The organism is Streptomyces sp. NPDC088354 (assembly GCF_044753585.1).
Lineage (GTDB): Bacteria > Actinomycetota > Actinomycetes > Streptomycetales > Streptomycetaceae > Actinacidiphila.
In genome coordinates, this window is sequence record NZ_JBIVNJ010000061.1 from 1 (window position 1) to 26,048 (window position 26,048).

Below are 26,048 nucleotides of genomic sequence, written 5' to 3' on the forward strand. Positions count from 1 at the left end.
CGCAACGGACGCGTTCACCTACGTCGCGGGCCCGGGCATCTGACCGCACCCCAGCGGCCGGCCCCCATGGACCGGCCCGGAGCGGACGGTAACCCGTCGGGTTCCGCCCGCCTCCCAAGCCCCGGTCCGGAAACCCCCACACGGGCCGGGGCCCCGGCCCGCACACCGCCACCGACCGGACACGAGCCGGGACGGACCTCCCGGCTCGCGCGGGCCCGAGGAAGGACAACGACAGGCCTCCGGGCCGTCCGACATCGTACGGAGAACCCCGTGAAAGACAACGCCCGTCCAGCGGGACCGGCACAACCGACCGCCGTCGCCGCCGCTCCCGCTCTCACCTCGGCCATACCCAACACCGGCCCCGCGGCGGGTGGCAACAACGTCATCCTGACCGGAAGCGGCTTCACAGGAATCACCGCCGTCAGGTTCGGCGCCAACCCAGCACTGGGATATACCGTCAATTCGTCCACGCAGATCACGGCGGTTGCGCCGGCGGGAACGGGTGCGGTGGCTGTCACGGTCACTGCGCCGGGGGGTACGAGTAATGCGGTGACGTACACCTATGCGGTGGTGCCCGTCCTCACGTCTGTTTCGCCGAGTGGGGGGCCGGCTTCGGGTGGTACGACGGTCGTCCTGACCGGTACAGACCTCGGCGGGGCGACGGCGGTGAGGTTCGGGAGTACGGCCGCCACGTCGTTCACGGTGAACTCGTCCACGCAGATCACCGCGGTCGCCCCTGCGGGAACAGGCGCCGTTCCTGTCACCGTCACCACGCCGGGGGGTACGAGTAACGCGGTGACGTACACCTATACGGTGGTGCCCGTCCTCACGTCTGTGTCTCCCAGTCAGGGGCCGGCTTCGGGTGGTACGACGGTCGTCCTGACCGGTACAGACCTCGGCGGGGCGACGGCGGTGAGCTTCGGTAGTACGGCCGCCACGTCGTTCACGGTCAATTCGTCCACGCAGATCACCGCGGTCGCCCCTGCGGGGTCGGGCGCCGTTCCTGTCACCGTCACCACCCCAGGCGGCACCACCGGCCCCGTCTACTTCTTCTACCTGAATGTGCCTTTCCTCATCTCGGTTTCGCCGAGTGGGGGGCCGGCTTCCGGTGGTACGACCGTCGTCCTGACCGGTACAGATCTCAGCGGGGCGACGGCGGTGAGGTTCGGGAGTACGGCCGCCACGTCGTTCACGGTGAACTCGCCCACGCAGATCACGGCGGTCGCCCCTGCGGGAACAGGCGCCGTCCCCGTCACCGTCACCACCCCGGGGGGCACGAGCAACTCCGTCATCTACACCTACGTGGGAACACCGGTCCTCAGTCTGCTTTCCCCGGCCCAGGGACCAACCGATGCGGGATCCGGCGTCACCCTCAGCGGCACGGGACTGACCACCACGACCGCCGTCCACTTCGGTGCCGCATCCGCAGCATTCACCGTTCTGTCCGACACGGCCATCGCAGCACTCGCCCCCGCCGGAACCCCGGGCCCCGTTCCCGTCAACGTCACCACCCCAGGGGGCACGAGTAACTCACTGACCTACACCCGCCTTGCTCCTCCCGTCATCTAGGGAACGGTCCACCACTGCGCGTCGCGGATCCCGCCGGTCCAACGGCGGACAGCTCCCGACGGATAGACCGGGAAAAGGGAGTGCTTGTCCGCCATGGATCCTCCAAGGACCGCCCAGATCTTCACTGTGCTGCTCACCCGCGCGGGTGAAACGCCGCCGTTGCCCGGAAATGCGGCAACTGACGGCGGGACGTAACGTGACGCTCCTCGACACGAACTGCAGAACTGCGGACTGCAGCCGAAAAAGGAGCCGATTTTCGTGAAGCGTTGGGAACCGCGAAAGACGTGGAAGGCCGGAGCCTTTGCGGCTATAGCAGCGATCGTGGGGTTCGCGTCGCCGGCAGCAGCAGCCGTACCCTCGACGACGGCCGTCCAAGCATCGCCCTCGACTGCCGCCACCGGGGCACCTGTGCAGTTGACCGCGACCGTGACCTGCACCGGTGATCCCAGCGGCGGTCTCGGCATGACATTCTTCGACGGTGCCGACACCCTGGCAACCGTGCCAGTCGGAACCACCGGGCAAGCCAACTTCACGGCCACCTTCGCAACCACCGGCACCCACACGATCACCGCCGCGTACAACGGAAACGACAACTGCTTCGCCTCGAACGCCACGGCGACAGTCACGGTAACTGCGGCCGAGGACTGCCCATGGGGACCGCTCCCGTGCCGGGACGGCCACGCTCACCTGCCTGGTACCCACCACCCCTGCCCGACGCGTCCGTCAACGCCGACTTTCCCCTCGTTTCCTATTGCCTGGGGTGGCCTCAGCGATGCCAATAGCAGCCACTGGTGCCAGCTCTAGTCAATCTGATGGCGTGGCGACCTCCCGAATCTCCCGGAAGCGGAATGCCGCGGAAATGTCGGGGCGCTCGCAAGGCCGTCCCGTAGGAGCCGGAACGTCACCACCCGACGCATTGCCGGGCCTTGCTGCATGCTGACCGTCAGCAGCCTGCTCACCGCTGAATGGAGCAGAGGTCGCACCCACGGCAAGTCTGCGCCGCTCCGTACGCGCTGATGGCCCCATCACACCCGCCGTCCGCCACCGGACGCGACGGTGACATGGCGGGGAGCGCCAGCAACAGTCAGACCCATACCCGTCTATCAGTGCCCGCCCGCTGGCCTCCCGGCCACCCCTGCGGAGGATGAGGATCCGACGAGTGACGAGGCAGCCCTCTGGAATGCGACAGCACTGTGACCGCCGTACCGTGTTGATCGCATAAAGTGGCGACAGGAGGACTCTCTGTCACTGAGCGAGGAGTCGAGCCCGTGATATGCGGATACGAGCGAAACAAGTGGAACCTGGTGACCGCGGCCGCGATAGCCGTAGTAGGCATCCTGGCGTTTCCCGCGGTGGCCGCTGAGCCGTCGGCTACTGACCTGCAAGTCGCCCCCTCTGCACCAGCACTGAACGCCCCCGTCGAGCTGATCGCCACTGTCAGCTGCGACAACTCCGACCCCAGTGGAGGCCTCGGCGTGACCTTCTTCGACGGCCCGGACATCCTGGCCACCGTCCCCGTCCCTGCCGACGGCCAGGTCACTTACGCCACCAGCTTCAGCACCACCGGTTCCCACACCATCACCGCCGCCTACAACGGCAATGACGAGTGCAGCGCCTCGAACGACACCGCCACCGTCGAAGTGTCGTCCGTCCCCGCCCCGCTGCCCGGATTCTGTTTCATCGCCTGCGGCGGCAGCGTGATCAACTACCCCATCGACGTCCACAACAATTTCCACCTGGAATAGCCGAACAGCCCCTGCCGGCGCCCCGTCTGGATGCGGGACCGCGAGCCCGCAGACCCGACCGGCCTCCCACGCCCGCAACCGGCGCATACTCTTGCTCGCGCCGCCCTCTGCGGCTCTGGCTCGTCCCATGCGTCGAAGGCGCAGCGGTGGGGTGCGGTGGAGCCCGATGGCTGGAGACCGCGGAGATCACGCGCATGCACGTTGCGAAGGCCGTGCCCGACCTGATCGTCAGGGTGCGCCCTCGACCGACAGACGGCCATAACTGTCGGTACCGTCAAGATCGCTATAGACCGGCCGCCGCAACACGGCTGCACTGGCGCCGTATGAGTGCCGTCGGATGGCTCCCGTGTCCGTCCGACGGCACTGCAGGCGGCCGCTGGTGGACCGGGTTAGGCACTGGTCTGTGCGTGGGCCGCACCTCAAGGGGGTGGTGGGGACGGCTCGCAGGAGTTCGCTCTGGCCCTGGACGCGTCCCGGCCGCCCGGCCCTTCATCCGTGGCTGGGGGTCTCTACCAGCGGATGCCGAGTGCGTCGAGTTCCGCGCGTCGTTCGTCGGTGAGCTTGTCGGCCCGGCGGCGGGCGTTGTCCACGAACTGCCCCAGCTTGACGTCCGTGACAGACCCGACCGGCTCGGTGAGTGCCTGTTCCTAAACCTCCTCCGGGGCTGGTCAGGGGGCCTTTTACCGCTCCGGCCGCACCGGTCTGCCGTTCGGAGAGCGGTCACCGTGACCGTTCGCCGAACGGCAGCGGCGAGGGCGATGGTCAGGGTCCGGCGCCGAAGGGCACCCTGGAGACGTGGTGACCAGGAAAGCCCCCCGCTGCCGTCAGTGCGGAACGGCTCTTCCCGACGGGTCCAGGAAGAGCCGTCGGTACTGCTCAGCGACGTGCAGAACGAGAGCCTGGCGCACGATGAAGGCCCGCCGCGAAGCAATCGAAGCCGGCGGGGCAGCCCTCAAAGCAGTGCTCGAAGGTCGACGCCACCCCTGGCCCCGCTTCACGTGCCCGGAGTGCGGCAGCACCTGGTACTCCGCAGACACGCGTTCGGGAAGACGAAGCGATCCGACAAGCCTGTACTGCTCACCGCGCTGTCGGACGCGGGCATGGCGCCGACGATCGCGTTCAGGAGGCGTCACCGAGTGACGCCTCCTGGTGACGCTAACCGCAGGATCGGGGTTTAAAGGAACAGGCACTGACCCGGGCAAGCCGAGCGTGCACGGGGCAAGCGGGCCAGCACGGCAGGCTTGCCCCCGCCACAGCCGTGAGGGCGGCTGTTCCCAGAAATCGCATCCAGGGCGTGCGTGAGCTCACCGCCGTGAGCTTGACCGTAGCCCCGGACAACTGGCTGGTGGCGGCCTGCGGGGGCGTGCGGCGGCGTGAAGAGTGTCCCCGGTCACCGTGGGCCGCTGGTTACGATGACGCGGTGAGCCGCATCAGGGCGATGTCCGCCTTGTCTCAGCCGCAGCCGGTGCTGCGGCTGTCGGCGTTGGTGGTGCTCACCGTTGTGCTCGGGCTGCTGGGCATGCATGGCCTGGCCGCCGACAGCGTCACACCCGTCTCCAGCATCGGCCCGCACGCCGCGCACCACATGATGGCGGCCGAGCCCGGTCATGCGTACGCCTGTCACGACACCGGCGATCCGGCAGGGCATCACGGCGCCCACGCGGACCAATTGTGCGTCTCGGGTGCGATCCCCGGCTCCGTAGAGGTACCGGCCCTGACGTCGTCGATTCTGGAGACGTCGTCCCGGCTGCAGCGCGTCGTGGTCCCGGCCCCCAGGGAGTCGGCCGGCGGACGCGCTCCCCCCTCATTGGCGGAACTCCAACTCCTGCGGATCTAGAGGCACCTCGCGGAACGGCACCCGCCCTCAGGGCGTGGGTCGTCGGTCCGCACGACGGCATGCCCCAATCTCAGCAAACACAGGAGTTACCTCAACCATGCACGTCAATCGTTCCCTTGCCCGCCGTGCTTCCCTGGTCGTCACTGCTGCGGCCGCCACGGTGGTCCTCGCCGCCTGCGGAGGTGGCAACGACCACTCCGGAGCCGCGCACAACACCTCCAACACCGTGATGGCATCGTCCTCTGCCTCGGTCGGCCAGTACAACCAGGCCGACGTGTCCTTTGCGCAGCAGATGATCCCCCACCACCGTCAGGCCGTCGCCATGGCTGGTATGGCCGCTTCACACGGCGCCTCCAGCGAGGTCAAGGCCCTGGCCGAGAAGATCGAGAAGGCACAGGACCCGGAGATCGAGAAGATGTCCGGATGGCTGAAGGCCTGGGGTGCAAAGGTTCCCGACGCCATGGAGGGCATGCCGACCATGGGCGGCATGGATCACGGCGACCATGCCTCCATGCCCGGGATGATGGGCCAGGAGGACATGGACAAGCTGGATAGCGCCCTCGATAAGGACTTCGACCGCATGTTTCTGACCATGATGATCGAGCACCATGAGGGTGCCGTCGACATGGCGAAGACGGAGCAGCAGAAGGGCGCATCCCCGGACGCCATGTCCATGGCGGGTGACATCGTCAGGGCTCAGACCGTGGAGATCGCGCAGATGCGGCAGATGCTCGGCGCCAGCTGATCACACGACAATGGCGGGGGCGGGCCCTGGGCCGTCCCCCGCACTCGTCAGTGCAGCGCCCGCTACCCGTCCCGGGAAGTCGTGGTGCTGCTGTATGGCCGTGTGCCGCCTCGTGCCAGTGAGCCGCTTATGGCGGCGGACAGGAGCTGGGCCGGGCTCCCCCGCGGGGAAGCCGGGCCCAGCCGTTGCGTGCGTTACTGCTGTTACCAGCGGATGCCGAGTGCGTCGAGTTCCGCGCGTCGTTCGTCGGTGAGTTTGTCGGCCCGGCGGCGGGCGTTGTCCACGAACTGGCCCAGCTTGACGTCCGTCACGCTTCCGTCGGGTTCGGTGAGCTGCTCGACGTGCTTCCGGGGCACTTGCAAGCCCCCTTCGCGGGTGTGGAACTGCCGGGCGGCCCGAAGGTTCACCGCCCACTTGTCTGCCTGCGTACGAGGCGCCTGCGGCCTCTCGCCGGGTTCTGCTGGGGTGAGGTGGAGTGGCTTCGTCTGTCTCTAGGAACAGCACTTGTCGACCGGTTCGGAAGGCAGTTGTTGATCAACTGGTCCAGGAATGTTGAGGAGAAATGACGGCAGTTTGGGGGGCGGGCGATCCCATCGACTACGAGCGCAATGTGGCAGGCGGGACCGATGGTCCCTGGATCTCCAGGACGACCGCCGTTCCAGCGACAGTCCGGTCCTCGTGCATGGTGATCACTTGACCAGGCTGAAGCTTCTGCCACTTAGTTGGGGAGAGCGGGGCGAGACGCACCGTGGCCTGCCCTCCAGGCTCCATGAAGGGCGTGAACTCCACCCAAAGGGCGGCTATGTAGAGATCGGGTTCGCCGGTCGGGGTCTTCTCTCCGATGTCCCACATCGGTCGTAGGACGCCGCCTCCGGAGAAGGGTGTCTGCCGACGGGCTTCGTGGGCTGGTCTGAGGCTGAGGTCGGCTCGGATGATGCCGTTGCGGGTTTCGAAGCAGCGCCAGTGACACCAGGCCGCACTCCTGTCGAGTCGCATCTGCTCCGCGGCGGTGGCAAGGGCCTGCCAGAAGGAGAGCGGCAGCGGGTGGACATCACCAAGCTCCTCCAACAGGCCGAGAGCGACTTCCCACTCGTCGTGGGCGAGGTACTCCCAGACGTCGTTCACCGTGATGTCGTTCTCAGTGGCGACGGCTTCGGGGACCAGCAGTGAGGCAGCTTCCAGCAGCTTGGGAACGTCCATGCGTCAATTCTGGACGATGCTTATCGTCTTGTGGGCTGACCATCCCGGACCCCCATGCCCCGCTGAAACAGGACAACAGGACGCGGAACCGCCAGCTGCCCGTCAGGGCGGCAAGCCGTGAGTCAGGCACCGGCAGACGTCAGCCGGCCTTTGCCGGTTCCTCGGCTCGGGCCCGGGTGCTCGCGAGGCGATAGGAGTCGGTGCCGGTCTCGATGATGGTGCCGTTGAAGGTGAGCCGGTCGACGATGGCCGCGCAGAGCCGGGGGTCGGTGAAGGTCTTGGTCCAGCCGCCGAAGGACTCGTTGGAGGCGATGGCGACGCTGTTCTTCTCCTCGCGTTCGGTCAGCACCTGGAAGAGGAGCTCGGCGCCGTGACGGTCAAGTTCCATGTAGCCCAGTTCGTCGATGCAGAGCAGATCGACTCGGCCGTAGCGGGCGATCGTCTTGTTCAGCTGCTTCTCGTCGGCGGCCTCGACCAGCTCGTTCACCAGCTTTGTGGCGAGCGTGTAGCGGACTCGGTAGCCCTTCATCGCGGCCTCGGTGCCGAGCGCGATGAGCATGTGGGACTTGCCGGTGCCGGAGTCGCCGATCAGGCAGAGGGGCTGGCTCTTCTTGATCCACTCACAACTGGCGAGGGTGTGGATGGTCGCAGGGTCGATGTTCGGGTTGGCGTCGAAGTCGAACGACCGCAGGGACTTCTCCCGGGGGAAGCCAGCCGCCTTGATCCGCCTCTCTGACCTGCGGCGGGCCCGGTCGTCGCACTCGGCCATCAGCAGCTCGGCGAGGAAACCGCGGTAGCTCATCTGGTCCTTCATCGCCCGGTCGGCGATGTCGGAGAACTCGTTGCGGATCGACGGCAGCCGCAGCAGACGGCAGGCGGAGTCGATGGCGGCGTCGGCAGCCTGCTCGGTCAAGCCTCGCTGGCGGGGCATGGTCACTGGACTTCTCCCTCACGGTGGTCACCGCCGCTTGCCCGGCGGTGTCGGAGCAACTGGTCGTAGTGAGACACCGAGGGCAGCGGCCTGGTGTCCGGAGGAAGATGCGCGAGCCGCCACTCGTGCAGAGACGTCACCGTCGCCGATGGCTGGCCGGGGACCCGGGCATCCGGTGCAGGCTCGGTCTCGGCCTGGGCGGCCTTGCGGGCCTCCAGCGCGACCGCATCCGCGGTCATGGCCCCGGCCCGCAGGGCCGCGGCCAGGCCGGCGACGACATGTTCGTGCGTCATGTGGCGTCCGAGCAGCAGCACCTCGATGAGCGCGCGGGTGCCGTCCCGCTCGCCGTGGATCTTCATGGCCTGGGTCCACCAGGCGTCGTGGACCGGGGTGAACTTGCCGGCGGAGCGGGCCTGTTCGAGAGCGGTCGAGCCGGGGAAGGCGCCGGGCTTGCGGACCAGGACCTCCAGGTAGTGGTCCAGTTCAAGACGGACGGCGCCCTTGGCGATCAGCCGCTCGTGCCGGGCCACCTCCACGTTCTGGTCGTAGACCACCAGGTGAGAGGCATGAAGGATGACCCTCACCCGCTTGCCGATCAGCCGGATAGGGACCGAGTAGCGGTTCGTGCGGACCGGGATCTGGCCGTAGCGGTCGACCCGTGGGGTGAACAGCCGACCGGTCTCGAACGGCTCCTCGGGCAGCGGCATCAGCAGCGGCCGTTCGAGGGCGAAGTCCTCGGCGATCGTCCTGGACCTGGATCCGATCCGCCGGGCGTCGTCCTGCCGATCCCACTGCTCGACCATCTCGTTCAGCTCGGCGAGCGAGGAAACCTCGGGGACCGGGACGAAATGGTTGCGGCGGAAGTAGCCGATCTGTCCCTCAACGCCGCCCTTCTCGTGGGCGCCCTCGACGCCTGGACGGCAGTAGAAGCTCTCGATGCCGTAGTGCGATCTGAAGGCGATCCAACGGTCAGCTTCCACCCTCGCCCGGCTCAGTCCGAGAACGCGGGCGACGGCTGCCTTGAGGTTGTCGTAGCGGACCTTGCTCCGCGGGACCCCGCCCAGCGTCCGAAGCGCGTGGACGTGGCCTTCGAAGAAAGCCTCCTGGCCGCAGGACGCGAACACGCGGTGGACGGCCTTGCCCGAATACGACAGGCGGAAGGAGAACAAGTAGCAGGTCACCAGCTCGCCGGCGAGGCGGATCGTCACGTCGCCGAAGTCGACCTCCGCCTCGTGACCGGGCTGGTGAGTCTGCGGGACGAACGCCTCCAGCGGGGCCTTGCCCGACTCGACCAGGATCTCGGGCTTCCGGGTCGCGACGTAGTAGCGGACCATCCCGTAGGAGACGTCGGCGCCGTGTTCCTCAACCAGCCGGTGGAAGATTCGGGTGACCGTGTGCCGCTGCTTGCGCGGCGCGTCCAGGTCGGCCCGCAGGATCTCGTCGATCACCGACTTGTAGCGGTCCAGTCCGGTCGCCCGCGGCGGCAGCTTCTTGCGCGGCTCCGGCCAGGCCGAGTCCAACGCCTTCCGCACCGTCCGCCACGTCACGCCGTGCTTGCGCTCGAGCTCCCGCATTGACATGCCACCGCGGTGGTCACGCCGGATCGCCGCGTACAGCTCGACCTTCGACATCCGCGGCATGACCAGCACCTTTCACCAGGAGCACCTCGATGCTGCCCTGGCAAGAACCCCAGTGCCTCCCAAACTCGTCGACATCACCCTTCCGTGGATCCGGGCGCCTCCCAAACCCATCGACAAGTGACGTCACTACTGCTCGATAAAGCCACGCGTGCCCTGCCCTGTCTGCTGACGGCACTGGACGGCGGCGTTGACGCTTGGCGCGCCGTGGAAGTGGCCGGTCACCTCGTACTGGCGGCCGACCATCTGGTGCCGCGGCTCTGCGGGCATCTCGCCGGCATCGACCTGTCCGCGCAGTGGCAGGACATGAGCACGAACGCCCTGCTGTCCGCGCTTGCCCGGCTGGGTGACCCGGCGGCCGTGCCCGCGGTAGCGGAGACCGTGACAGCAGCGGCGCGCCACGAGCGGTGGAGCACCGCCGCGTCCGCCCTGGAGGCACTCGCCGCCTTCGGCACCGCTGCCGCGCCCGCCCTCGACACCGTGCGGGGGCTGACCGGAGCCGTCGATCCATCCGTACGCGTGGCCGCCGCAGCCACGCTGTGGGCGGCGGAAGGCGACCCGGCCATCGTGGTGCCCCTGCTGGACGACCTCCTCGACAGCCACCGGCATCATGAGGCGGCCGACGTGCTCGGGCGGATCGGAACGCCGGCCGCTCGCGTGCTGCCGCGCCTGCGGAACATGCTAACTGCCGACTACGAGTGGACCCGCGTGCACGCCGCGAGCGCCATGTGGGACATCGGAGGCCAGGCCGAGGGCCCCGTCGTCGTGCGGACCCTCATCGCCGCCTGGCAGAAGAACGACGCGACCGCGAACCACGTCCTGGCCTGCCTCGACCGGATGGGCACCGCCGCGGAGGTGGCTCTGCCTCACGTCCGCGTGGAGCTGACCCGCACCCGCCGCAGCGGCCGCTTCAGCGACGTTGCACACGACGAGGAACTGCAGCGGACCTGCCGCACCTTCCTGGCACGCTTCTCCTGAATCCCGCGGGCAGGCCCTGGGCAGACTCCAGCCGTTCGTGGAAGCCTCCCGCGCTGCCGTACTGCGGTCACGGCCGACCAGGCGCTGACGTCGCGTGGCGCTTCCGCTGCGGCGGCAGTCGCCCCGGTGCAGGGGCGCAAGCATTGCCGGGTTACAGTCCGACCCGACGCCACGGGGGCGGGCCAGCCTGTCCCATCCTGATGAGAAAGTAGTAGTGCTTGGTCAGGTTGGTATTGCGGTGGGTATGTCGCGGTGGCAGGTGGGGCAGGCGCCGGTCCAGGTGGCGAGGAGGATCTGCAGGTCACGGACGACCTGGTAGAGGCTCAGGCCACCCCAACCTTGGCAATTGAACGTCCGGAGTAACGAATGATCAACTACGTTGAGCAGCTTACTCAGTTGCTTCCGCCTCCGCCTGGACAGGTCGCGCGGCCGCCGTGGGAGCTGTCGCCCGAAGAGGTGGGCTTCAGCTTCCCCGCGGACTATCGGGCGTTCGCGGACAGCTACGGCAACGGTTACATCGCCAGCAGAAATTCGTTGAGATTTCGTGTGCGCACCCCGACGTCTGTTCCGGGCAGGCCCGGCGCGCCTGTCGGGTTTAGTGGCCTGGTCGACTGGCACACGTCTCGAATCTCTCCACTTTTTTCAGGGTGGAGCGAGGGCGAATGGGGCGGTCGCATTTATCCAATGCACCCTGAGCCTGAAGGTCTGCTGACCTGGGGAGAAAACGAGCAAGGCGACCTTTTCTGGTGGCTGATGGAAGGTAATGACCCTGATGCGTGGCCGGTGATCGTCTGGGCCCGTGGACCGGCCACCACGTATCGGTTCAATTTTGGCATGGCAAAGTTTCTATATTCCATGCTTTCCGGCGACGATCTAGGGATCGGTTTCGGTTGGATTCGCTCTTCACAAACCCGCTGGACGTTGACGTCGGACTGGCTGCAGCGCAGGATCTGAACTCATCCACCGGTCCATCCGCATAGCCGTCTCGGCTAATGTGCTGCTCGGCTCGCCCGGTGAGAGTGAATCGCGGTCGTCAGTTGGCGTGACCTGCCGCCGACAGTCGTCTCTGTGGGCTACTCGTACTGTGGTCCGGGTCATCGCGCAGAGGCCGGGTGCCGCCACCGAGGGCACCCCGCTGCAGGTACGGGTCCTCAGCGACGCCCTGCCCCATCTTTGGCAGGCGGCTTTCCGTGCCTTGAGGCTTACGCGCCGAGGAACCCCGTGCACGCAGCTTCGACTGCGGCGGTCAGCCGCCGCCGACGGACCGTACCGGCATCGGTCCCACCAAAGGGGAGACCTCAGAACCACCAGGCGTGGCACCCTGCTACGCATGCACAGCGATCCCAGTGCCTTTGCCGTTCCAGCGGCCGTGGCCGGCGCGGGTGACTACCTGGACGGTCTCGCCGCTTACCGGGCGGCGCGCCGGACGCTGCTGGCGATGCTCGGTGTGGAGCAGTCGAACCGGGATCCTTTGTCGGAGTTCGCGGAGCGTTTCGTGGCCGCTTTGTGGGGCGGGCGGCTCGCGGTGTCCCGCGTCCAGGCGTACTACGACGTCGAGTCCCCGAACGGGGAGAAGATCCAGGTCAAGTACCTCGCCAACGCCTCCGTCCCCTGGGTGAACGAGCACCTGGTGCACCGCCTGCCGGGGGTGGACTGGTACGTCCTGGTGCTGTTCGAGGCCTTCGAGGTCGTTGGTGTGGTCGGCTTCCCGCCCGATCTCACGGCGATCTGCTCGGCCTTGGGCAAACAGCATCCGCACCAGGACCGCCATCTGCAGTTCACCCGCCGCAACTGGTTGACCATTCGGGACCATGTTGAGGCCTACCGGGCGCTCGGTATGCGCATCTGGCTGCCGCCTTTTACCTGAGTGGCCGGGCCGCCGATCCGCCGGCGGCCCCTCACCGCCTGGGGGTGTACCAGGGGATGAGGCGGAGCAGGAGGTCGAGGGTGCGGGCGGCGGACCGGCGGGTGCCTGGGTCCTGGGCGAAGGCCGCCCCGAGTGCCACGGCGGCCAGCACGACCAGGTACCCCAGGACCGCCACGCCGGCGACCACCGCCGCGGTACGCCCGGCGGGCAGTGCCGCCCAGGTGCGCCGTGGCCGCCGCGAACTCCCGAACCCCATGTGTATGTACTCCTGTCTCCGGTTGTGCCCGGGGCGGCATGCCTGCCGGGCCGTGTAATTCCCAGTCAGCCAGAGCCTCTATTTTTTGTTCCGGGTCACTTCGCGGGGTTCTAGGATCCGGGACCATGGCACGCAACGGACCCGGTCCGGCCGACGGGGAGTTGGTCGCGACGCTCGCGGAGCAGGGCCTGCGGGTGTCGGTGGCCCAGTTGGAACGGTGGCGCGGAGCGGGGCTGCTGCCGCGTCATGAACGCCGCTGGCTCGGCCGTGGCCGTGGTCGGTGGCGGTCCTGGCCCCGGCCACGGTCCGGATTGCCGCTGTCCTGGCCCGGCACGCCCGTCAGGGCCGTGACCTGCGCTGGGCGGCGCTGGACTGGTTCGCCGAAGCCGGCCGGGATCCGGATAGGACATGGTTCAAGGCATTCGGAACCCGATCTTAGCAAGCAGGTCGCGTGTAGTGAGGACTTCGATCCCGCGGTCTCGCGAGCGATTGGTGAGTCGTTTCTCGTTCGTGACGAGGGCGCACTGTTCGAAGTCTGCCGTGACGGCGATCAGAGCGTCGCGTGTGTGGTCGACGCTGCCGGACCGCAGTGCCTCGGTGACTTCCTGGTCGTCGTTGAGGGCAGAAGTTCAGTCGCGAGTAGTCCAGAGCGGCCGCGCCCGTGGGGACGAGGATGCCGAGATCACAGAGGAGCAAGAGCAGGAAAGAGCGGCGATCCAGGTCTGGGATTGCCGCGAGCTCGTCGATGTTGACGTGCGTGATGAGGAGTTCGATCCGGCCGTCGTCGATCGCGGCCCGGGTGGCCTCATAGGCCCCCGGGTTGTCAGCTATAGGGTCGATGGCGTTGGAGTCCAGTACAAAGCGCCGCATTCTGCTGACGCGACTGGGTAGTGCCAGTCGGTCTGCTCGGCGGTGGTCAGCTCGACCTGTGCCAGTGCCCGCCAGGGTCGCTGCGGCTTAATCACCTCGGGGGATCACTGCTTGGATAGCGGCTCCTCGGCCTCGTCGTCTGGTTCTTGGTGCTCTTCCACCAACTGTTCGATCTCCTGGGGGACCATGCGCAACGCATTCAGGACCAGACCCCATGCCCGGTCCCGCAGCTCCGCAGGTACCTCGCCATCTATCTTGTGTGCGAGTCTGTCGATCTCGAACCGGGCGTCATCCTCTGTGCCTGTGGTCGGCGCGGTCATTACCTCCCACACGATCCGTCCCACTCCGGCTGCCACCCGTCCCATGTTGCCGAGCACGGCGCGCACATCCATTTGCACTTCCTCCCCTCCCTGTTGGTGCTCTGTCTCAGCGAGACTCGCCCCCTGCGTGCGGGCGAGCCGCCGAGTCTTTCAGGTGCTGATGGCCAGACACATGGCAGGGCGGCAGGCACACCCACTTGGCAAAGTTAAGAAATCCCTGGCCGCCTACAACCCCCTGTCAGCCCCACTCGATTCCGAGCTCTTGTAGGGCGGAGCGTTGTTGTGGGGTGAGTTTGTTGCGGCGGGCTTTGGTGTTGGTGATCCACACGCCGAGCCGGACAGTGACCGGTTCCGTCTCGCCGTCGCCCCCGATTTCTTCAGCGTGCCCTCTGGGTACGGGTCGGCCCGTACCCTCCCGCTCGATCCACTGCGCGAGGGCCGCCAGGCCACGCTGGAACGCCTGCTGCGCCTTGCCTGATGCATGCGCTGTCCCCGTCGGCGCCTGGGTATCGAACAGTACCGGGGCGGGCCGGATACCGAGTGCGGTGAGCCGCTGCTGCTGTTCAGTGCTGAGCTGAGCCCAGTCCCGCGATTGTCGGGCGATGAATGCCCCAAGATCATCCCCATTGAAGGCGACGCCGGGTTCGATGCCGGCCACTGAGTGGTCGGGCTCGGTCTCTGCGAGGTCGCGGAGGATGGCGTAGTGGCGTTGCCAGTCCAGTGGCCAGGGGCAGTTCCAGTCGGGATCGATGGCGGCCAGCTGTGCCGCGCGGTCCGCTGCCTGTGCGGGGTCTTTGCCGAGGCCGTCTTTGCGGCGGAGGTTGGCCAGGTGCTGCCCGATGGGCACGGGGCGGGTATCGCCGCCAGGACCGTCGCTCCACACGGCGTCCTGCCGGGGAGCCAGATGCCCGTGAGCTCGGTGGAATGTGCGGAAGGCGGCGAGTTTGGTTTCCCAGGTCTGGTCGCCGGGTTCCCAGACCATGCCGGCTTCCGGCTCGTCCAGCAGTTTCCTGCGCCGCTCCTCGAGCTCCCCTGTCCGCAGGGAGCGTCGTTGCTGGTTGACCCATCTGCCGAGTGGGAACCGTGTCACGCCCAGTTCGACTTCGGTGTCGTAGGGGACGGCGTGCAGCCCCGTGATGCCGTTTTCGGTACGCCAGTGTCGGAGGGCTTGGTAGCCCTGGAGCCAGACCAGGGATTCGGGGCGGTAGACGCGTGTACGGAGGAAGGCGGCGATGGTGGCGGGGTCGCGGGGGGTGGCGAAGTTCAGCAGTGCCGATTCGACCGCCGCCCCCGCCCTCGTCCCGCCCTCCGCAGCGCCCTGGCCCTCGCCGCCGGCCGCGGTGCCCGCTGCGTCGTCAGCAGTGCCGATGATGCGGCCTTCGGCGTCGCGGTGGACGTGGACAGTGCGTTGTCCGCTTGTCAGGGCGCGGTTGGCGAGTTGCTCGACGAGGTGTTCGTCGTGTGAGCGCAGGCCTTGCAGGACGGCGACCAGGGGTGCGTAGGAGGCGGAGGCGATCATGTCGGTGGGGTCTTCTCCGGGCTGGAGGAAGACCGGGACGATGATGCGGGCGACCTTGGTGCTGCCGTCGGGGTTGGGTCGGAGGGCGCGGCCGATGTTCTGGACGATTTCGACTTGGGAGCCGCGGGTGTCGGCGAAGCAGACGGCTTCGACTCCCCGCGTCCCGACGATGTCGACGCCTTCGCCGAGGACGCGGACCGAGGCGAGGAAGGCCCGGTGCACCCGCTTGCCGTCTGCGTCGATGCCGTTCGCGAACTGCCTGATCGCCTCACGCCGCTCGGCCACCAGGTGGTCGCCGCACAGCCACTGCGCCCAGACGCGGTCCGGCGGCACGTGCCGGTGCGCGGGGAGTTCGTCGGGTTCGGCGCCGATGGGGGACGCCGGTCGGGCGTCGGCTTCGGCCAGCGCGTACGGCGTGACCTCGTCCTGATACAGGTCGCTGGCGGTGGCCGGCAGCTTGGCGGCGAACGCGGCGGCTTCTTCGACGCGCTGGTGGAACGTCATGACCGTTTTGATGTCGAGGCGTGCGGTGTGTTCCAGGAGGGCGGCTTGCAGGAGGGCGAGGCGTCGGCCCCGCAGGGCTTCCTCGGAGGCGCCCACGGTCCAGTCGGGGTCTTCGATCTCCAGGACGTCGATCTCGAATCCGGCGAGGATTCCGCGTTCGACGGCCTCCGACAGCCCGAGTTCGAAGATCCACTCCCCGTAGGTTCCGGCCGGGTCGGAGACCATCGAGGCGATCTCCAGCTCGGTCCCGTCCTTGCCCACGGGCGGCCGCGGCGCGGCCAGGATCCGCGGCGTCGCCGTCAGGTACAGCCGGTAGGCGGCGGGGATGCGGGTGTTGTCGTGGATCGCGGCCCAGGGCCGGCCCAGGTCCCCGGCAGTGCCGTGGGCTTCGTCGAGGATCGCGAGGTCGAACGGGGCCAGCCGCTGCCCGTACAGGCGCTCCCCGCCGGCCAGTGCTGCCTCGAGCGGCCCCCGCACCCGTCCCTGGCCCGTGGCGTCCTCGGGGTCGTCCCGGTCCACCAGCGACGCATAGGTCGCGAACACGACGACCGGCCCGGACCCGGCCCACAGAGCAAGCTGGATCGGGTTCGTCGTGGTCCGCACACCGAGCTGCTCCAGGACCTCGTCACCTTCCAGCGAGCACACACCGACCATGGGCCCCCGGTGCCCGACCCGGCGCCACGCCTCGACGGTCTGCACCAGCAGGTCCAGCGTCGGCACCATGACCAGGATCCGGCCGTCCCGGAACAGGTCCCACGCCGCAACAGCGGCGGTGATCGTCTTCCCGGAGCCGGTGGCGGACACCAGCGTGGCCCGCGCCCCGCCGGCGGGCACGGGGGTGCGTGCGGGGAATCCCGCCCACTGCCGGATCCGCGCGTTCGCCTCGACCTGATGCTCACGCAGCCGCACAACGCTCACGCCCGCTCCTCCTGATGATGCGACGGCGCGGAAACCACCACGACCCCCGTCCCGCTGTTCACCTTGTGCCCTCCGTCAGCATCCACCTTGCACGGTCGCCGGCTGAGGCATCGGACCGGCAGACGCAACGCCGTGGCGATCCGCCCTACTTGGCGCCGGTCCGGACGGCTCTGCGCTCGAGCGCTTCCGGTGCCCCGAGCCCACCCGACCCCGCCCCGGCCTGGTCCAGCGCGTCGCGGGTCATGCGCCCCGCGTGCCGCGCGTGCGGGGTCGCCTGGCCGCTTGGTCGGTCATGGGTCAGTGGATGCGGCCGAGGTGGATGACGTTGACGCGGATCTGCTGCTGGCTGATCTGGTACATCACGCGGTAGGCGCCGATGTGGATGCGCAGCAGGTCGGCGCTGCCGAATGCGCCTTCGGGGCGGGGGTCGGCGGCGAGGTGGTCGACGGCGGTGAACACCTGCCGTACCCCGTCGGGGTCGTCCTTGGCGAGGCGTTCGGCCTGGGCGAGGGCTTCGGGTTCCCAGATGACCTCGTAGTTCACGCGGTGTCCTCGCCGAAGATCCGCCGGTAGGCCTCCTGGTGCGGGATGCCGGCGTCCTCACCGCGGGCCTGGCGTGCGCGGTAGGCGGCCAGGGCCCGCAGTTCCTGGAGTTCCAGGGCGTCGGCGGGGCTGACGAGTACGGCGACGGTCTGGCCGTGGTCGGTGATGGCGACCGGTTCGCGGGTGGCGCTGACCTCGCGGGCGATGGCGCCGAGGCGGGCCCGGGCTTCCACGATCGAGTACGTCGTCTCCGTCATGCACACCACCTTACACAAGTGTGCACATGGTGATGAGGGCATAGGAGGGAGCGCTGCTGGTTTCCGGTCGGCAATCCGTGGCGTGCGGTGGTCGGCAGTGTGCGATCCGGGGGCTCGCACCGGCGGACCTGGTGCTCGCGGAAGTCTGGCCGAGAAGGGCATGTGGCGGCTCCGCAGGGGCGCGGGCAGGGCCACGACTCCGGACTCCCCGGGCGTATAGGTACGCCGTCGACGTCGGGGACTGGGTTCTCTGCCCGGTGAGGCGCTCCAGCGTCCGAGGCTTTTCTGTTGATCTCGTTCGTTGCGCGGGTCCCGGAAGTGGACACGGGTACGTACCCGTACCGCCTGTAGGGTCGTGCAGCACCACGAACGGAGACCCTGGATGTCTGACGTGAACGTCCGTATCCCTGCCGAGGCCCGGGAACGGCTGGCGGAGATCGCCGCGGCGGAAGGCCTGTCGCTGGGTGCTTATCTGGCTCGCCTGGCTGACAGCCTCCTCACCCCTGCTGAGCGGGCCGAGGGTGCCGAGCAGGCCCGCGCCACCTTGAACGAGTGGAACGGCTACGCTCCCACTCCCGCCGAGCAGGACGACCTGGACGCCGAACTTGACCGCCGCCTGACCCGGGTTACGACCGCCCGGTGAACCAGATCGTCCACGTCGTCCTCGACGACACCGCCATGGCCGCCGTCGGCCGCGGCCACCTCCTCGCTTCCCGCCTCATCCACCGCGCCCACGCCGAGGCAGGCTGACACCCGTACGCACCCACCTGCGCCTTGATCGAGGCCGCCCACACCCGCCACACCGCCCAGCCCCCACCAGAACGCCCCGACGGTGCGGTCATTGCCATCGCCGCCCCAGCCCGGTGGGCCGGCCGGCATGGACTTCGTCCGGGGCCTGCTCGCTGCGCGACCGGCAGCCTGCTGGCTGGTCTACCTGCCGGGTGATGCCTCGGTTGTGCCGTTTGGCTGGAGCTGGCGAGGGAGCCTGCCGGAGGGGTTGCCCGTGGCCTGGGTACTCAGGGTCTCCTGGGCGACGGTGGCTCGGGTGTCCGCATCAGGTGGTGAGGCGAGGTCGATTCCGGCCTCCGTGAGCATGGTGAGGTCGAGGGTCCAGGTGATGCGGGAGCGTTCCTCCCAGAGGCTGAACGCCGCAGTGATGTGAAGGTCTGCCTCGGCGGGGGTCATGCCGGTGACCTTGATGAGATGGGCGCGTGCCTGCGGGGCGAGCCCACGGATCTCGGCGAAACCGAAGTGCGTGACTGTGTGGCAGCCAGTGCACAGGCAGATCAGCCGCTTCAGGGTCTGAATCCGACGAGCATCGTCATAGATCCACCGCTCGTGCGCCTCCAGCCAGCGCTTGGCATCTCGGTCCGGACCTGCACCGCAGGCTTCGCAGCGGTTCCCCGCTCGGGTATAAATCATCCGGCGGAGGCGGTCCCAGTCCTTGTCGGCGACGCAGGACCGCACGTTGGTAAACCAGCAGCTGCTAGGCACGAGATCGACGAACAGGCCGCTGCCGAGGGAACGGTCCTCACCTGGCAGAAGGTCGGGGACCTCTGCCCCGGCCGCCCAGCGCTCCAGAGCGGTCATGCCCGAGCGTGGGGCGTACCAACGCCGGGCGGTGCCATCCCATCGGGCGCCGACCGCCTTGGCCTCATCCTTCTCCGCGAACGGGACGTCCAGCCATAGCCGCTCAACTGCCATTCCTGTGCTCCCTGTTGTGATCAAGCCAATCGGCGCTATCACACTAGAGGGCGCCACTGACAAGCCGTCAGGTGGCGGAAGCACGGTGACTCCAGGCCGGTGTCGCACGGCGGGTCGATCCCCCTGCACTGGCAGGCTGAGGCCCTCGACGACCGTGCCCGGCTGGCCGTGGTGCTGAGGCCGTGCGGGGTCCAGGCGGTCCGGTGCGAGGGGACGGTCCCGTCGCGTACTCGCCCAGGCTCGGCCGCCACACATCCAGCAGGCGCGACGGACGCTACGTGTCATCCAACCGAAACCGAACGCCCGCAGGACATCGAAGAGGGCCTGTCGTCTGGCTATGGGGGTCAGTCAGGCGGGGGCCGCCGCCCTGTGGGGTGGGCGGCGGCTTGCCCGGGGTGCGCCGTGGGGGAGGGCTAGGTGAATGCGGGTAGGAGTGCGGCGAGTAGGGCGATGCCGATGCCGATAGTGGTGGCGAAGACGACGCCGGCGCGGGTGAGGGCGTTGGGAATATCGGCGCCGCCCCAGCGGACGATGCCGAATCCTACGATCGCCAGGATGGCTGCGATGGCGACCAGGACTGCCAGGGCGAGGAGGAGGAACAGCAGGGCGCGGGTGGTCACGAGGTGCCTCGCTGGATTCGGCGGGGCGCTCCGGCGGTGTGGAGCTGCTGCGGGATCCAGACCTGGCCGGTGCGGGCGGCCTGGTAGAGGGCGGTGCGGAAGCGGTACCGGCGAGTCCGGACGACACCAGGAGTGATCTTCAGGACGTCCGCTATTTCCGTGTCGTGGTAGCCCTCGACGGTCAGGCGGATGATGGCCTGCGTCTGCGGCGGGTGGCCGGCGAGCAGGTCGATCAGCTTGGTGCCGAACACGATGGTCTGCGGGTCGGCCAGGTGGTCCGGTGCCGCCAGCAGGCGGAAGAACGCTTCGACGTCGGTCAGCGAAGCCTGGTGACGGGCGAGTTCCTCGCGACCGCGGGCCCACGCGAGGTAGACGCGGCGGAACTCCCAGATGCACTGGCCGATGAAAAGCTGGTCAGACAGCTGGCCCCGCGGGGACCCCGATAGGCGGGAGACCACTCGCCCTTCACCAGCGCCTTGCGGCGGAACGACTTCAGGGCCTTCAGCAGGGTGTCGACCACGACCTCGTCCCGGTCCTGCGCACTGCTGTGCAGAAGGCGCGCGTTGTCCGGTGAGACGTAGAAGGGGATATGGCGGTCCTCGAACCGCTTCTGGGCCAGCCGGGCGAGACTGCCGTTGCGGAGCATACCGAGCAGAATCGGCATGCTCTGCCGGCACAGGTCGTTCTCGAACACCTCATACGCGGGCCCCTTGAACCCGCACTGCCGCAGCTCCTCGACTTGCTGCGCGTCCTGCTGGATGCGCAGCGCCCGGTCGGTGGGCAGGGCGGCGTCGACGGTCTCTTCCACCGTCTTGGGACTGGACATACAGAACACCTCGTTTGCGGGGATCCGCCGCGCCAGACCACTTAAGTCAACTGTTGCGCGCGCGACAGAGCAGTCCGGGTTGTACTGCTCGATCGCTCGTATGCGGTGTGGATCCACTAACGTCACGCCGGAAGCTAAGTTTTTCCGCCCGACAATGCTCGGGCGATCCTTCGTGAAAGCTCACCTTGCCCGTCGAGTTCGCAGCGCGGCAGCGCATCGCGTACGCGGGGCAGCCCTGCTGTCACGGCGTTGTCGTTGTTCGTGGGGCTGGCCGCGCCGGCGACTGGCATCGACTTCTGTGGCGCCTGGGGCTGCCGTGGGCTGCCTGCGTATCGAGCCTGCTGCGCCGCCGAGGCGTGTGTGATGTAGCTCACTGGCGGGGCTGGGTTTGGAGTGTGTGGCAGCTCTGGGGCACAGCGGACGAGTTGGGCGGGAACAGACCGACGCGTTGTCGCGCAGGGACGGTTTCCTGGCATTCCTCGAGGCACTCGGCGTCGGCCTCACTGAACTGCCCTGTGGGAGGAGGCGCGGAACCGGGTCGTCCACGCGGCATCGGACCGCGCGGTGTAATCGAGGTATGGCTGTCCGGTGGACTCTCCATCGGACAGCCATACCGCAGCGCGCGTGCGCACACCCGCTGCGCTCGCCGCCCGGCAACACCCCTGGATGTCATGATTGGGACGTTTGTGCGATCTGATGCGGGGGAGAGCTGTGCCTTACGAACTTGCGGGCCGTCTGGTTGTCGGGGTTGCTTCCAGCGCGTTGTTCGACCTGACGGAAGCCGACAGCGTCTTTCGGGAGCATGGGGAGGAGTCCTACCGTGCCTACCAGGAGGAGCATCTGGACGACACCCTGGGCCAAGGGGTCGCCTTTTCCTTCATCCGCAGGCTGCTGTCCCTGAACGATCTGAGCTCCCCCGATGATCCTCTGGTGGAGGTCATCGTCCTGTCCCGAAATGATCCCGACACCGGTCTGCGGGTCATGCGGTCCATTCAGTCCCACGGCTTGCCGATCAGCCGCGCCGTCTTCATGCAGGGACGCTCGCCCCACCGGTTCATCCCTGCGTTGAACATGTCGCTGTTCTTGTCCGCGAGTGAGACCGACGTCCGAGAAGCCGTGGCCCTCGGTCTGCCCGCTGGCCGCGTCCTCGGGTCCGCGGTGGCCGATGACGCCGAGGACCAGGATCTGCGGATCGCTTTCGACTTTGACGGCGTCCTTGCCGATGATTCCTCGGAACAGGTCTTCCAGTCCGACGGCATCGAGGGATTCCGTTCCCACGAGACGATGAACGCCGCCACTCCCCACGCTCCCGGACCGCTCCGGGACTTCCTCGCCAGCGTCAACCGGCTCCAGCAGCGGGAAGAAGAAGAGCGGGCCAAGGACGCGGATTACAAGATCCGCGTTCGAGTCTCGCTCGTCACCGCCCGCAACGCCCCTGCCCACGAACGCGCGGTGCGGAGCCTGAAGGGCTGGGGTGTCACCGTCAACGATGCCTTCTTCCTCGGCGGCATAGACAAGAGCAGGATCATGGGGGTGCTCAAGCCCCACATCTTCTTCGATGACCAGGTCAGCCACCTGGCCGGCACGTCCCCCAACACACCCAGCGTGCACGTCCCCTTCGGGGCAATGAACGAGAGGGACGGCCCGGCGCCTGCCGAAGAGAGCAGCTGAAGGCTGCGCCGGGATGGCCAAGGCTCGGAAGGGGCCCTGACCGGGACCGCTGCCCGGGTCCGGCCCAGATGTTATGGGGTGTGTCGCTCCAGATAGATGGTGGTGAAGACGGCGACCTTGGCGCGCAGGACCCAGGGGTCGAAAGGTTTGCTGATGTAGTCGACGGCGCCGGCGGCGTACCCGCGGGCTGAGTGCTCCGCGCCCACGCCCATAGCGGTCAGGAAGATGATGGGGACGTCCCGGGTGCGGGGACGGCGCTTGATGTGAGCACAGGTCTCATATCCATCCATCCCCGGCATCTGTACGTCCATGATGATGACCGCGAAGTCGTCGTAGTCGAGGAGGGCCTTGAGCGCTTCCTGCCCGGACGAAACGGTGACCAGCTCCTGGTCGAGCGTGGACAAGACAGCGGTCATCGCAAGCAGATTGTCCGGCTGATCGTCAACGATCAGGATCCTGGGCATACCCGGAGGCGTGGCGGGCAGCTTCGCTGCCGCAGCCTCCTGCACGGCATCCAACTGGCGTTCGAGGAGATCGCAACGGTCCTCCGCGGCAGCACGCTGAGCCTGCGCCTCCCGGAGGTCCGCTCCGAGCCGCTCGACTTCCCGCTGGAGCACGTCACGCTCGGCAATGAGACCAGACACATCCGCGCGTTCGTCCGCTCGCTTCCGCTCCTCGTTACGTTCGGCCTCCAGCTGGTTCAGACGCGTCTGCAGGTCGGCGATCCGCTGCTTTCTGTCCAGCAGCGCATCGCCCAGAACGTCACCGCGAACGCTGGACCGCCGGGAGACCCGGTCGGCATCGGCCAGTTGCTGCTCCAGGATCTCGGTGGCGTGTCTGGGGGAGGAGGCAGCGTCCACGGCCGAGCCGTAAAGTCCCCGGACGAACTCGATGGCCTCGATCGTGACCGCGGTTCCACGATGCTCGGCGACGTCCGCGAAAAGGTCACTGATCACCTGCCAGGGCGGTAACCGCGTGCCGTTCAGGTAGCGCGAGAACGTCCCCGGGTCGCGCTGGCGCCGCGCCGCGTACCGCCGCACGGACACCTCCAGGCCCTCGAACAGCTCCCGCAGAGCCTGAGCAAGTGCACGTGAAGCATCGTTGAGGCCGTCCCCCAGAGGGCGCAGCTCACCCATGGCGCTCCCTCTCTCCCTCACTGGTGTCCGCAGGCGACGACGGCTGAACCGTGGTGTTGTCCGAGGCGATGAGCCGGTTGAAGAACGCGACGGCAGCCCCCGCGACGGTGAGACCGGCGAGGACGCTGCGCGGCGGCCCTTCCCCGGCCAGGGCCGTCAGCCCGCCAGCTGCCACGCCGGTAAGCAAGGCGAGCAGGAACACCAGGGTCGCTCTCAGCGAGAGCAAAGGACGGTCCACCACCGACTCCATTCATTCAACCCACTTCAGGGAAGCGGGACATGTCCCCCATCCAGCCGATTGCGGATGAGGGAGTCCAGAATGAAGGAAGCCCACCGTGTTGCATCCCAGGATCGGGGAACAGCGGCGACAAAGCGTTCGGCTGCAACGCCTCTATCAGCTTGCCCGTGAGGCCTCTGCCCTGGTCAGGGGAACCGGACCCCTTGAACGTTGCCAGCGTGTTGCTCTGCAACGGTGCCGACTCCTGCAACGCTGCGCCCCGGGCCGACGAGCGAGGCTGCAGTACACGTCAAGCGCTTGTAAGAAAGGTCGGGTGGATCTTCAGATGCCGTCGACGGCATCCGCGCCGCGATCTCGGGCCACCTCGCTCACAAGCTGTACCACGCCGCTCTCGGATCATGAGGCTGTCTGCTGTCTGTACGACGCCGGGGAGAGTTGGGAGCATGAGAGGTGCGCCGGGCAGTGGGGGAGTGGTGGCATGGCTGCAGACGAGATCAAGTCACAGGGTTTCAGCCCGAAGGAACTCTTCCGTGAAGTGACCTATGAGATCGACTACTACCAGCGCGACTACGCCTGGGGCGAGGACGAGGTACGCACCCTGCTGCGGGATCTGTGCGACACGTTCAAGGCGTGGTCGACGGACCCGGTCCTTCTCCGCCGGCCGCACACCGCGCCGCAGTACTTTCTGGGCCCGTTCGTCTATCACGAGCCGTCCAAGCACCGGCGCTACCGCGTCGACGGGCAGCAGCGGTTCGTCACGCTGCACCTGATCTTTGTACAGCTGCGGCTGTGGGCACAGGAAGCCGGATACCCCAGGTCGGTGGACCGGCTCAACCGAGTGATCACCACCGACGGAGACCACTTCTCGGTCGGCATCACCGATCACGATCCCGTCCTGCGGGCCGTTACCGAGGGCCGCAAATACGAACCAGGCCCCGGGGACTCACTCTCCCGCCGCAACCTGTGGGCGCGCAGCCAGCAGATCGAGTCTCAGCTGGTGGAAGAGCTGGATGCGGAAAAGCTCCACCTGTTCACCGAGTGGCTGCTGGACCGCGTGGTCCTGGTCGGCATACGGGCGGCTGATGCCGATCACGGCTATCGGATGTTCGAGACGATGAACGACCGCGGCGCCCGCCTCACCGCCGTCGACCTCCTCAAGAGCCACCTGCTGTCCAATGTCGGATCAGGCGAGGACCAGCTGAACACCCAGTGGCACGAAATGCTGCGAGAGCTGACGACCGACCGAGAGGATCCCACCGCAGCGTCCCGTTTCATCAAGGCCTACCTCCTGGCACGCTGCGCACGCGAGGGCCGGGACGACGACCGCCAGCAGATCACGACCAACCTCAACGTGTGGGTCCGCCATAACGCCGCACACCTGGGCCTCGTCCCTGAACGCCCTGACAACTTCATGCAGTTCGCCCGGGATCTGCTCAAGACCGCGAGACTGTACCGCCCCTTCCTCGCTGCCGGCCGCGCACTCAAGAAAGACGGCGACCGCCTCGAGACGGTGCTCTTCAACGAACGCAACGGCCTCGGCGCCCAGACCGTCGCTATCCTCGCCGCCATCCACCCCGACGACCAGCCTTCCCAAGCCAAGGACAAAGGCCGACTCGTCGCTGCCTACATCGACCGCTGGTACGCCCTCAGAGTCCTGCAGGACCTCCCTGTCCAGGCAGCCGACGCCGAGACGCTGGTCCACGTCACGCTCGTTCCGCTCCTGCGCAGGTGCCGCAGCGTTGCCGAGCTCACGACTACGCTCGGCGACCTCATCGAAGCGGACGGCGGCTCGATACGCGACGCGGTCACGCTGGGACTGCGAGGCAACAACTCCCACCAGATCCGCTACCTGCTGGCCCGGGCCACCGCCTACGTCGAAGAAGCCTGCCAGCGCCCGCACGACGTGCTCGCCTACCTCGACCGGGACCGCTTCCACATCGAGCACCTCTGGGCGAACCACCACCACCGGGTGGAGCAGGAGATACCCGATGGAGTCGTTTTCCGCAGCCGGCGCAACCAACTCGGTGGTCTCGGGCTGCTGATGGGACGCGAGAACTCCAGCTGATGAGCGACGGTTGTTTTTCACTGGTTTGCGTCGTGTGTTTTCACTGGTGCGGGTTGGGGTGGTGGGTGTGGGGGGTGTCGTGGGGTTGGTGA

The 26,048-nt window shown here is 67.7% G+C and carries 25 protein-coding genes and 3 pseudogenes; 12 read left to right on the forward strand and 16 right to left on the reverse strand.

What is annotated here, in order from left to right; genetic code table 11:
- The first annotated feature begins 66 nt into the window (after positions 1–66).
- The 3 genes from ACIP98_RS39235 to ACIP98_RS39245 all read left to right on the forward strand — a co-directional run bounded on the left by ACIP98_RS39235 (position 67) and on the right by ACIP98_RS39245 (position 3,314).
- Positions 67–1,569, forward strand: a complete 1,503-nt coding sequence (locus ACIP98_RS39235; protein WP_401981242.1) for an IPT/TIG domain-containing protein — start codon at positions 67–69, stop codon at positions 1,567–1,569.
- 426 nt (positions 1,570–1,995) lie between these two features.
- Positions 1,996–2,373 (forward strand): Ig-like domain repeat protein, encoded by a 378-nt coding sequence (locus ACIP98_RS39240; RefSeq protein WP_401981243.1) that lies wholly within the window; start codon positions 1,996–1,998, stop codon positions 2,371–2,373.
- Positions 2,374–2,837: 464 nt separating this feature from the next.
- Entirely contained in the window at positions 2,838–3,314 is a 477-nt protein-coding gene (locus ACIP98_RS39245) for an Ig-like domain-containing protein (RefSeq protein WP_401981203.1), read from the forward strand.
- Positions 3,315–3,823: 509 nt separating this feature from the next.
- Here the strand turns inward: ACIP98_RS39245 and ACIP98_RS39250 are convergent.
- Positions 3,824–3,922 (reverse strand): annotated as a pseudogene (locus ACIP98_RS39250) (hypothetical protein); the annotation flags it as partial.
- Positions 3,923–4,734: 812 nt separating this feature from the next.
- Between ACIP98_RS39250 and ACIP98_RS39255 the strand changes: the two are divergent.
- Positions 4,735–5,151: a DUF6153 family protein gene (locus ACIP98_RS39255; RefSeq protein WP_401981204.1), complete on the forward strand. Its 417-nt coding sequence runs from the start codon at positions 4,735–4,737 to the stop codon at positions 5,149–5,151.
- Between the two features lie 97 nt (positions 5,152–5,248).
- Positions 5,249–5,896 (forward strand): DUF305 domain-containing protein, encoded by a 648-nt coding sequence (locus ACIP98_RS39260; RefSeq protein ID WP_401981206.1) that lies wholly within the window; start codon positions 5,249–5,251, stop codon positions 5,894–5,896.
- Between the two features lie 203 nt (positions 5,897–6,099).
- On the opposite strand, the pseudogene ACIP98_RS39265 reads toward ACIP98_RS39260, so the two are convergent.
- The 4 genes and pseudogenes from ACIP98_RS39265 to istA form a co-directional block, all read right to left on the reverse strand.
- Positions 6,100–6,306, reverse strand: a pseudogene (locus tag ACIP98_RS39265) (helicase associated domain-containing protein); the annotation flags it as partial.
- A gap of 187 nt (positions 6,307–6,493) precedes the next feature.
- The gene (locus ACIP98_RS39270) at positions 6,494–7,096 is read right to left on the reverse strand and encodes a hypothetical protein (RefSeq protein WP_401981207.1); all 603 of its coding nucleotides are present in this window, start codon (positions 7,094–7,096) and stop codon (positions 6,494–6,496) included.
- 139 nt (positions 7,097–7,235) lie between these two features.
- Positions 7,236–8,033 (reverse strand): IS21-like element helper ATPase IstB, encoded by a 798-nt coding sequence (gene istB, locus ACIP98_RS39275; RefSeq protein ID WP_401981210.1) that lies wholly within the window; start codon positions 8,031–8,033, stop codon positions 7,236–7,238.
- Positions 8,030–9,658, reverse strand: coding sequence for an IS21 family transposase (gene istA / locus ACIP98_RS39280; protein WP_401981244.1), 1,629 nt, complete (start codon positions 9,656–9,658; stop codon positions 8,030–8,032). Before istA ends, istB begins: the two co-directional genes overlap by 4 nt.
- A gap of 126 nt (positions 9,659–9,784) precedes the next feature.
- On the opposite strand from istA, the gene ACIP98_RS39285 reads away from it, so the two are divergent.
- From ACIP98_RS39285 to ACIP98_RS39295, 3 genes are all read left to right on the forward strand, one after another.
- Positions 9,785–10,642, forward strand: coding sequence for a hypothetical protein (locus ACIP98_RS39285; protein WP_401981212.1), 858 nt, complete (start codon positions 9,785–9,787; stop codon positions 10,640–10,642).
- Between the two features lie 366 nt (positions 10,643–11,008).
- Complete coding sequence (locus ACIP98_RS39290) at positions 11,009–11,596, forward strand: hypothetical protein (RefSeq protein WP_401981213.1); 588 nt, start codon at positions 11,009–11,011, stop codon at positions 11,594–11,596.
- 376 nt (positions 11,597–11,972) lie between these two features.
- Positions 11,973–12,509, forward strand: coding sequence for a hypothetical protein (locus tag ACIP98_RS39295; protein WP_401981214.1), 537 nt, complete (start codon positions 11,973–11,975; stop codon positions 12,507–12,509).
- A gap of 31 nt (positions 12,510–12,540) precedes the next feature.
- On the opposite strand, the gene ACIP98_RS39300 is transcribed toward ACIP98_RS39295, so the two are convergent.
- From ACIP98_RS39300 to ACIP98_RS39320, 5 genes are all read right to left on the reverse strand, one after another.
- Positions 12,541–12,765 (reverse strand): hypothetical protein, encoded by a 225-nt coding sequence (locus tag ACIP98_RS39300; protein WP_401981216.1) that lies wholly within the window; start codon positions 12,763–12,765, stop codon positions 12,541–12,543.
- Positions 12,766–13,739: 974 nt separating this feature from the next.
- Complete coding sequence (locus ACIP98_RS39305; RefSeq protein WP_401981217.1) at positions 13,740–14,027, reverse strand: hypothetical protein; 288 nt, start codon at positions 14,025–14,027, stop codon at positions 13,740–13,742.
- A gap of 166 nt (positions 14,028–14,193) precedes the next feature.
- Positions 14,194–16,896: a Helicase associated domain protein gene (locus ACIP98_RS39310; RefSeq protein WP_401981219.1), complete on the reverse strand. Its 2,703-nt coding sequence runs from the start codon at positions 16,894–16,896 to the stop codon at positions 14,194–14,196.
- A 297-nt stretch (positions 16,897–17,193) separates the two neighbouring features.
- Positions 17,194–17,439, reverse strand: a complete 246-nt coding sequence (locus tag ACIP98_RS39315) for a type II toxin-antitoxin system RelE/ParE family toxin (protein ID WP_401981221.1) — start codon at positions 17,437–17,439, stop codon at positions 17,194–17,196.
- Complete coding sequence (locus ACIP98_RS39320; protein ID WP_401981223.1) at positions 17,436–17,696, reverse strand: type II toxin-antitoxin system Phd/YefM family antitoxin; 261 nt, start codon at positions 17,694–17,696, stop codon at positions 17,436–17,438. The genes ACIP98_RS39315 and ACIP98_RS39320 overlap by 4 nt, the downstream gene beginning before the upstream one ends.
- 382 nt (positions 17,697–18,078) lie before the next feature.
- Between ACIP98_RS39320 and ACIP98_RS39325 the strand changes: the two genes are divergently transcribed.
- Together ACIP98_RS39325 and ACIP98_RS39330 are read left to right on the forward strand one after the other, a co-directional pair.
- On the forward strand, positions 18,079–18,339 hold the full coding sequence (locus ACIP98_RS39325) for an Arc family DNA-binding protein (protein ID WP_401981225.1): 261 nt from the start codon (positions 18,079–18,081) through the stop codon (positions 18,337–18,339).
- Positions 18,336–18,641: pseudogene (locus ACIP98_RS39330) on the forward strand (hypothetical protein). The gene ACIP98_RS39325 and the pseudogene ACIP98_RS39330 overlap by 4 nt, the downstream one beginning before the upstream one ends.
- Here the strand turns inward: ACIP98_RS39330 and ACIP98_RS39335 are convergent.
- The 4 genes from ACIP98_RS39335 to ACIP98_RS39350 form a co-directional block, all read right to left on the reverse strand.
- Positions 18,627–19,400: a DUF5710 domain-containing protein gene (locus tag ACIP98_RS39335; RefSeq protein WP_401981227.1), complete on the reverse strand. Its 774-nt coding sequence runs from the start codon at positions 19,398–19,400 to the stop codon at positions 18,627–18,629. The pseudogene ACIP98_RS39330 and the gene ACIP98_RS39335 overlap by 15 nt on opposite strands.
- Before the next feature lie 413 nt (positions 19,401–19,813).
- Entirely contained in the window at positions 19,814–20,020 is a 207-nt protein-coding gene (locus ACIP98_RS39340) for a hypothetical protein (protein WP_401981229.1), read from the reverse strand.
- Positions 20,017–20,271: a hypothetical protein gene (locus ACIP98_RS39345; protein ID WP_401981231.1), complete on the reverse strand. Its 255-nt coding sequence runs from the start codon at positions 20,269–20,271 to the stop codon at positions 20,017–20,019. The genes ACIP98_RS39340 and ACIP98_RS39345 overlap by 4 nt, the downstream gene beginning before the upstream one ends.
- A gap of 65 nt (positions 20,272–20,336) precedes the next feature.
- Positions 20,337–20,846, reverse strand: coding sequence for a hypothetical protein (locus ACIP98_RS39350; protein WP_401981233.1), 510 nt, complete (start codon positions 20,844–20,846; stop codon positions 20,337–20,339).
- Between the two features lie 711 nt (positions 20,847–21,557).
- On the opposite strand from ACIP98_RS39350, the gene ACIP98_RS39355 reads away from it, so the two are divergent.
- Entirely contained in the window at positions 21,558–22,517 is a 960-nt protein-coding gene (locus ACIP98_RS39355) for a 5'-nucleotidase (protein WP_401981235.1), read from the forward strand.
- Between the two features lie 71 nt (positions 22,518–22,588).
- Here the strand turns inward: ACIP98_RS39355 and ACIP98_RS39360 are convergent, their stop codons facing one another.
- Entirely contained in the window at positions 22,589–23,653 is a 1,065-nt protein-coding gene (locus ACIP98_RS39360; RefSeq protein WP_401981236.1) for a response regulator, read from the reverse strand.
- On the reverse strand, positions 23,646–23,891 hold the full coding sequence (locus ACIP98_RS39365; RefSeq protein ID WP_401981237.1) for a hypothetical protein: 246 nt from the start codon (positions 23,889–23,891) through the stop codon (positions 23,646–23,648). The genes ACIP98_RS39360 and ACIP98_RS39365 overlap by 8 nt, the downstream gene beginning before the upstream one ends.
- A gap of 478 nt (positions 23,892–24,369) precedes the next feature.
- Between ACIP98_RS39365 and ACIP98_RS39370 the strand changes: the two genes are divergently transcribed.
- Positions 24,370–25,956, forward strand: a complete 1,587-nt coding sequence (locus ACIP98_RS39370; protein WP_401981239.1) for a DUF262 domain-containing protein — start codon at positions 24,370–24,372, stop codon at positions 25,954–25,956.
- The last annotated feature ends 92 nt before the right edge of the window (positions 25,957–26,048 follow it).

Excerpts from the sequence above, each read along its gene's own strand:
- ACIP98_RS39235 (WP_401981242.1), top strand. The coding sequence starts at position 67 with ATGGACCGGCCCGGAGCGGACGGTAACCCGTCGGGTTCCGCCCGCCTC.
- ACIP98_RS39260 (WP_401981206.1), top strand. The coding sequence starts at position 5,249 with ATGCACGTCAATCGTTCCCTTGCCCGCCGTGCTTCCCTGGTCGTCACT.
- ACIP98_RS39270 (WP_401981207.1), bottom strand. The coding sequence starts at position 7,096 with ATGGACGTTCCCAAGCTGCTGGAAGCTGCCTCACTGCTGGTCCCCGAA.
- istA (WP_401981244.1), bottom strand. The coding sequence starts at position 9,658 with ATGTCGAAGGTCGAGCTGTACGCGGCGATCCGGCGTGACCACCGCGGT.
- ACIP98_RS39290 (WP_401981213.1), top strand. The coding sequence starts at position 11,009 with ATGATCAACTACGTTGAGCAGCTTACTCAGTTGCTTCCGCCTCCGCCT.
- ACIP98_RS39295 (WP_401981214.1), top strand. The coding sequence starts at position 11,973 with ATGCACAGCGATCCCAGTGCCTTTGCCGTTCCAGCGGCCGTGGCCGGC.
- ACIP98_RS39300 (WP_401981216.1), bottom strand. The coding sequence starts at position 12,765 with ATGGGGTTCGGGAGTTCGCGGCGGCCACGGCGCACCTGGGCGGCACTG.
- ACIP98_RS39305 (WP_401981217.1), bottom strand. The coding sequence starts at position 14,027 with ATGGATGTGCGCGCCGTGCTCGGCAACATGGGACGGGTGGCAGCCGGA.
- ACIP98_RS39320 (WP_401981223.1), bottom strand. The coding sequence starts at position 17,696 with ATGACGGAGACGACGTACTCGATCGTGGAAGCCCGGGCCCGCCTCGGC.
- ACIP98_RS39325 (WP_401981225.1), top strand. The coding sequence starts at position 18,079 with ATGTCTGACGTGAACGTCCGTATCCCTGCCGAGGCCCGGGAACGGCTG.
- ACIP98_RS39335 (WP_401981227.1), bottom strand. The coding sequence starts at position 19,400 with ATGGCAGTTGAGCGGCTATGGCTGGACGTCCCGTTCGCGGAGAAGGAT.
- ACIP98_RS39350 (WP_401981233.1), bottom strand. The coding sequence starts at position 20,846 with ATGTCCAGTCCCAAGACGGTGGAAGAGACCGTCGACGCCGCCCTGCCC.
- ACIP98_RS39360 (WP_401981236.1), bottom strand. The coding sequence starts at position 23,653 with ATGGGTGAGCTGCGCCCTCTGGGGGACGGCCTCAACGATGCTTCACGT.
- ACIP98_RS39370 (WP_401981239.1), top strand. The coding sequence starts at position 24,370 with ATGGCTGCAGACGAGATCAAGTCACAGGGTTTCAGCCCGAAGGAACTC.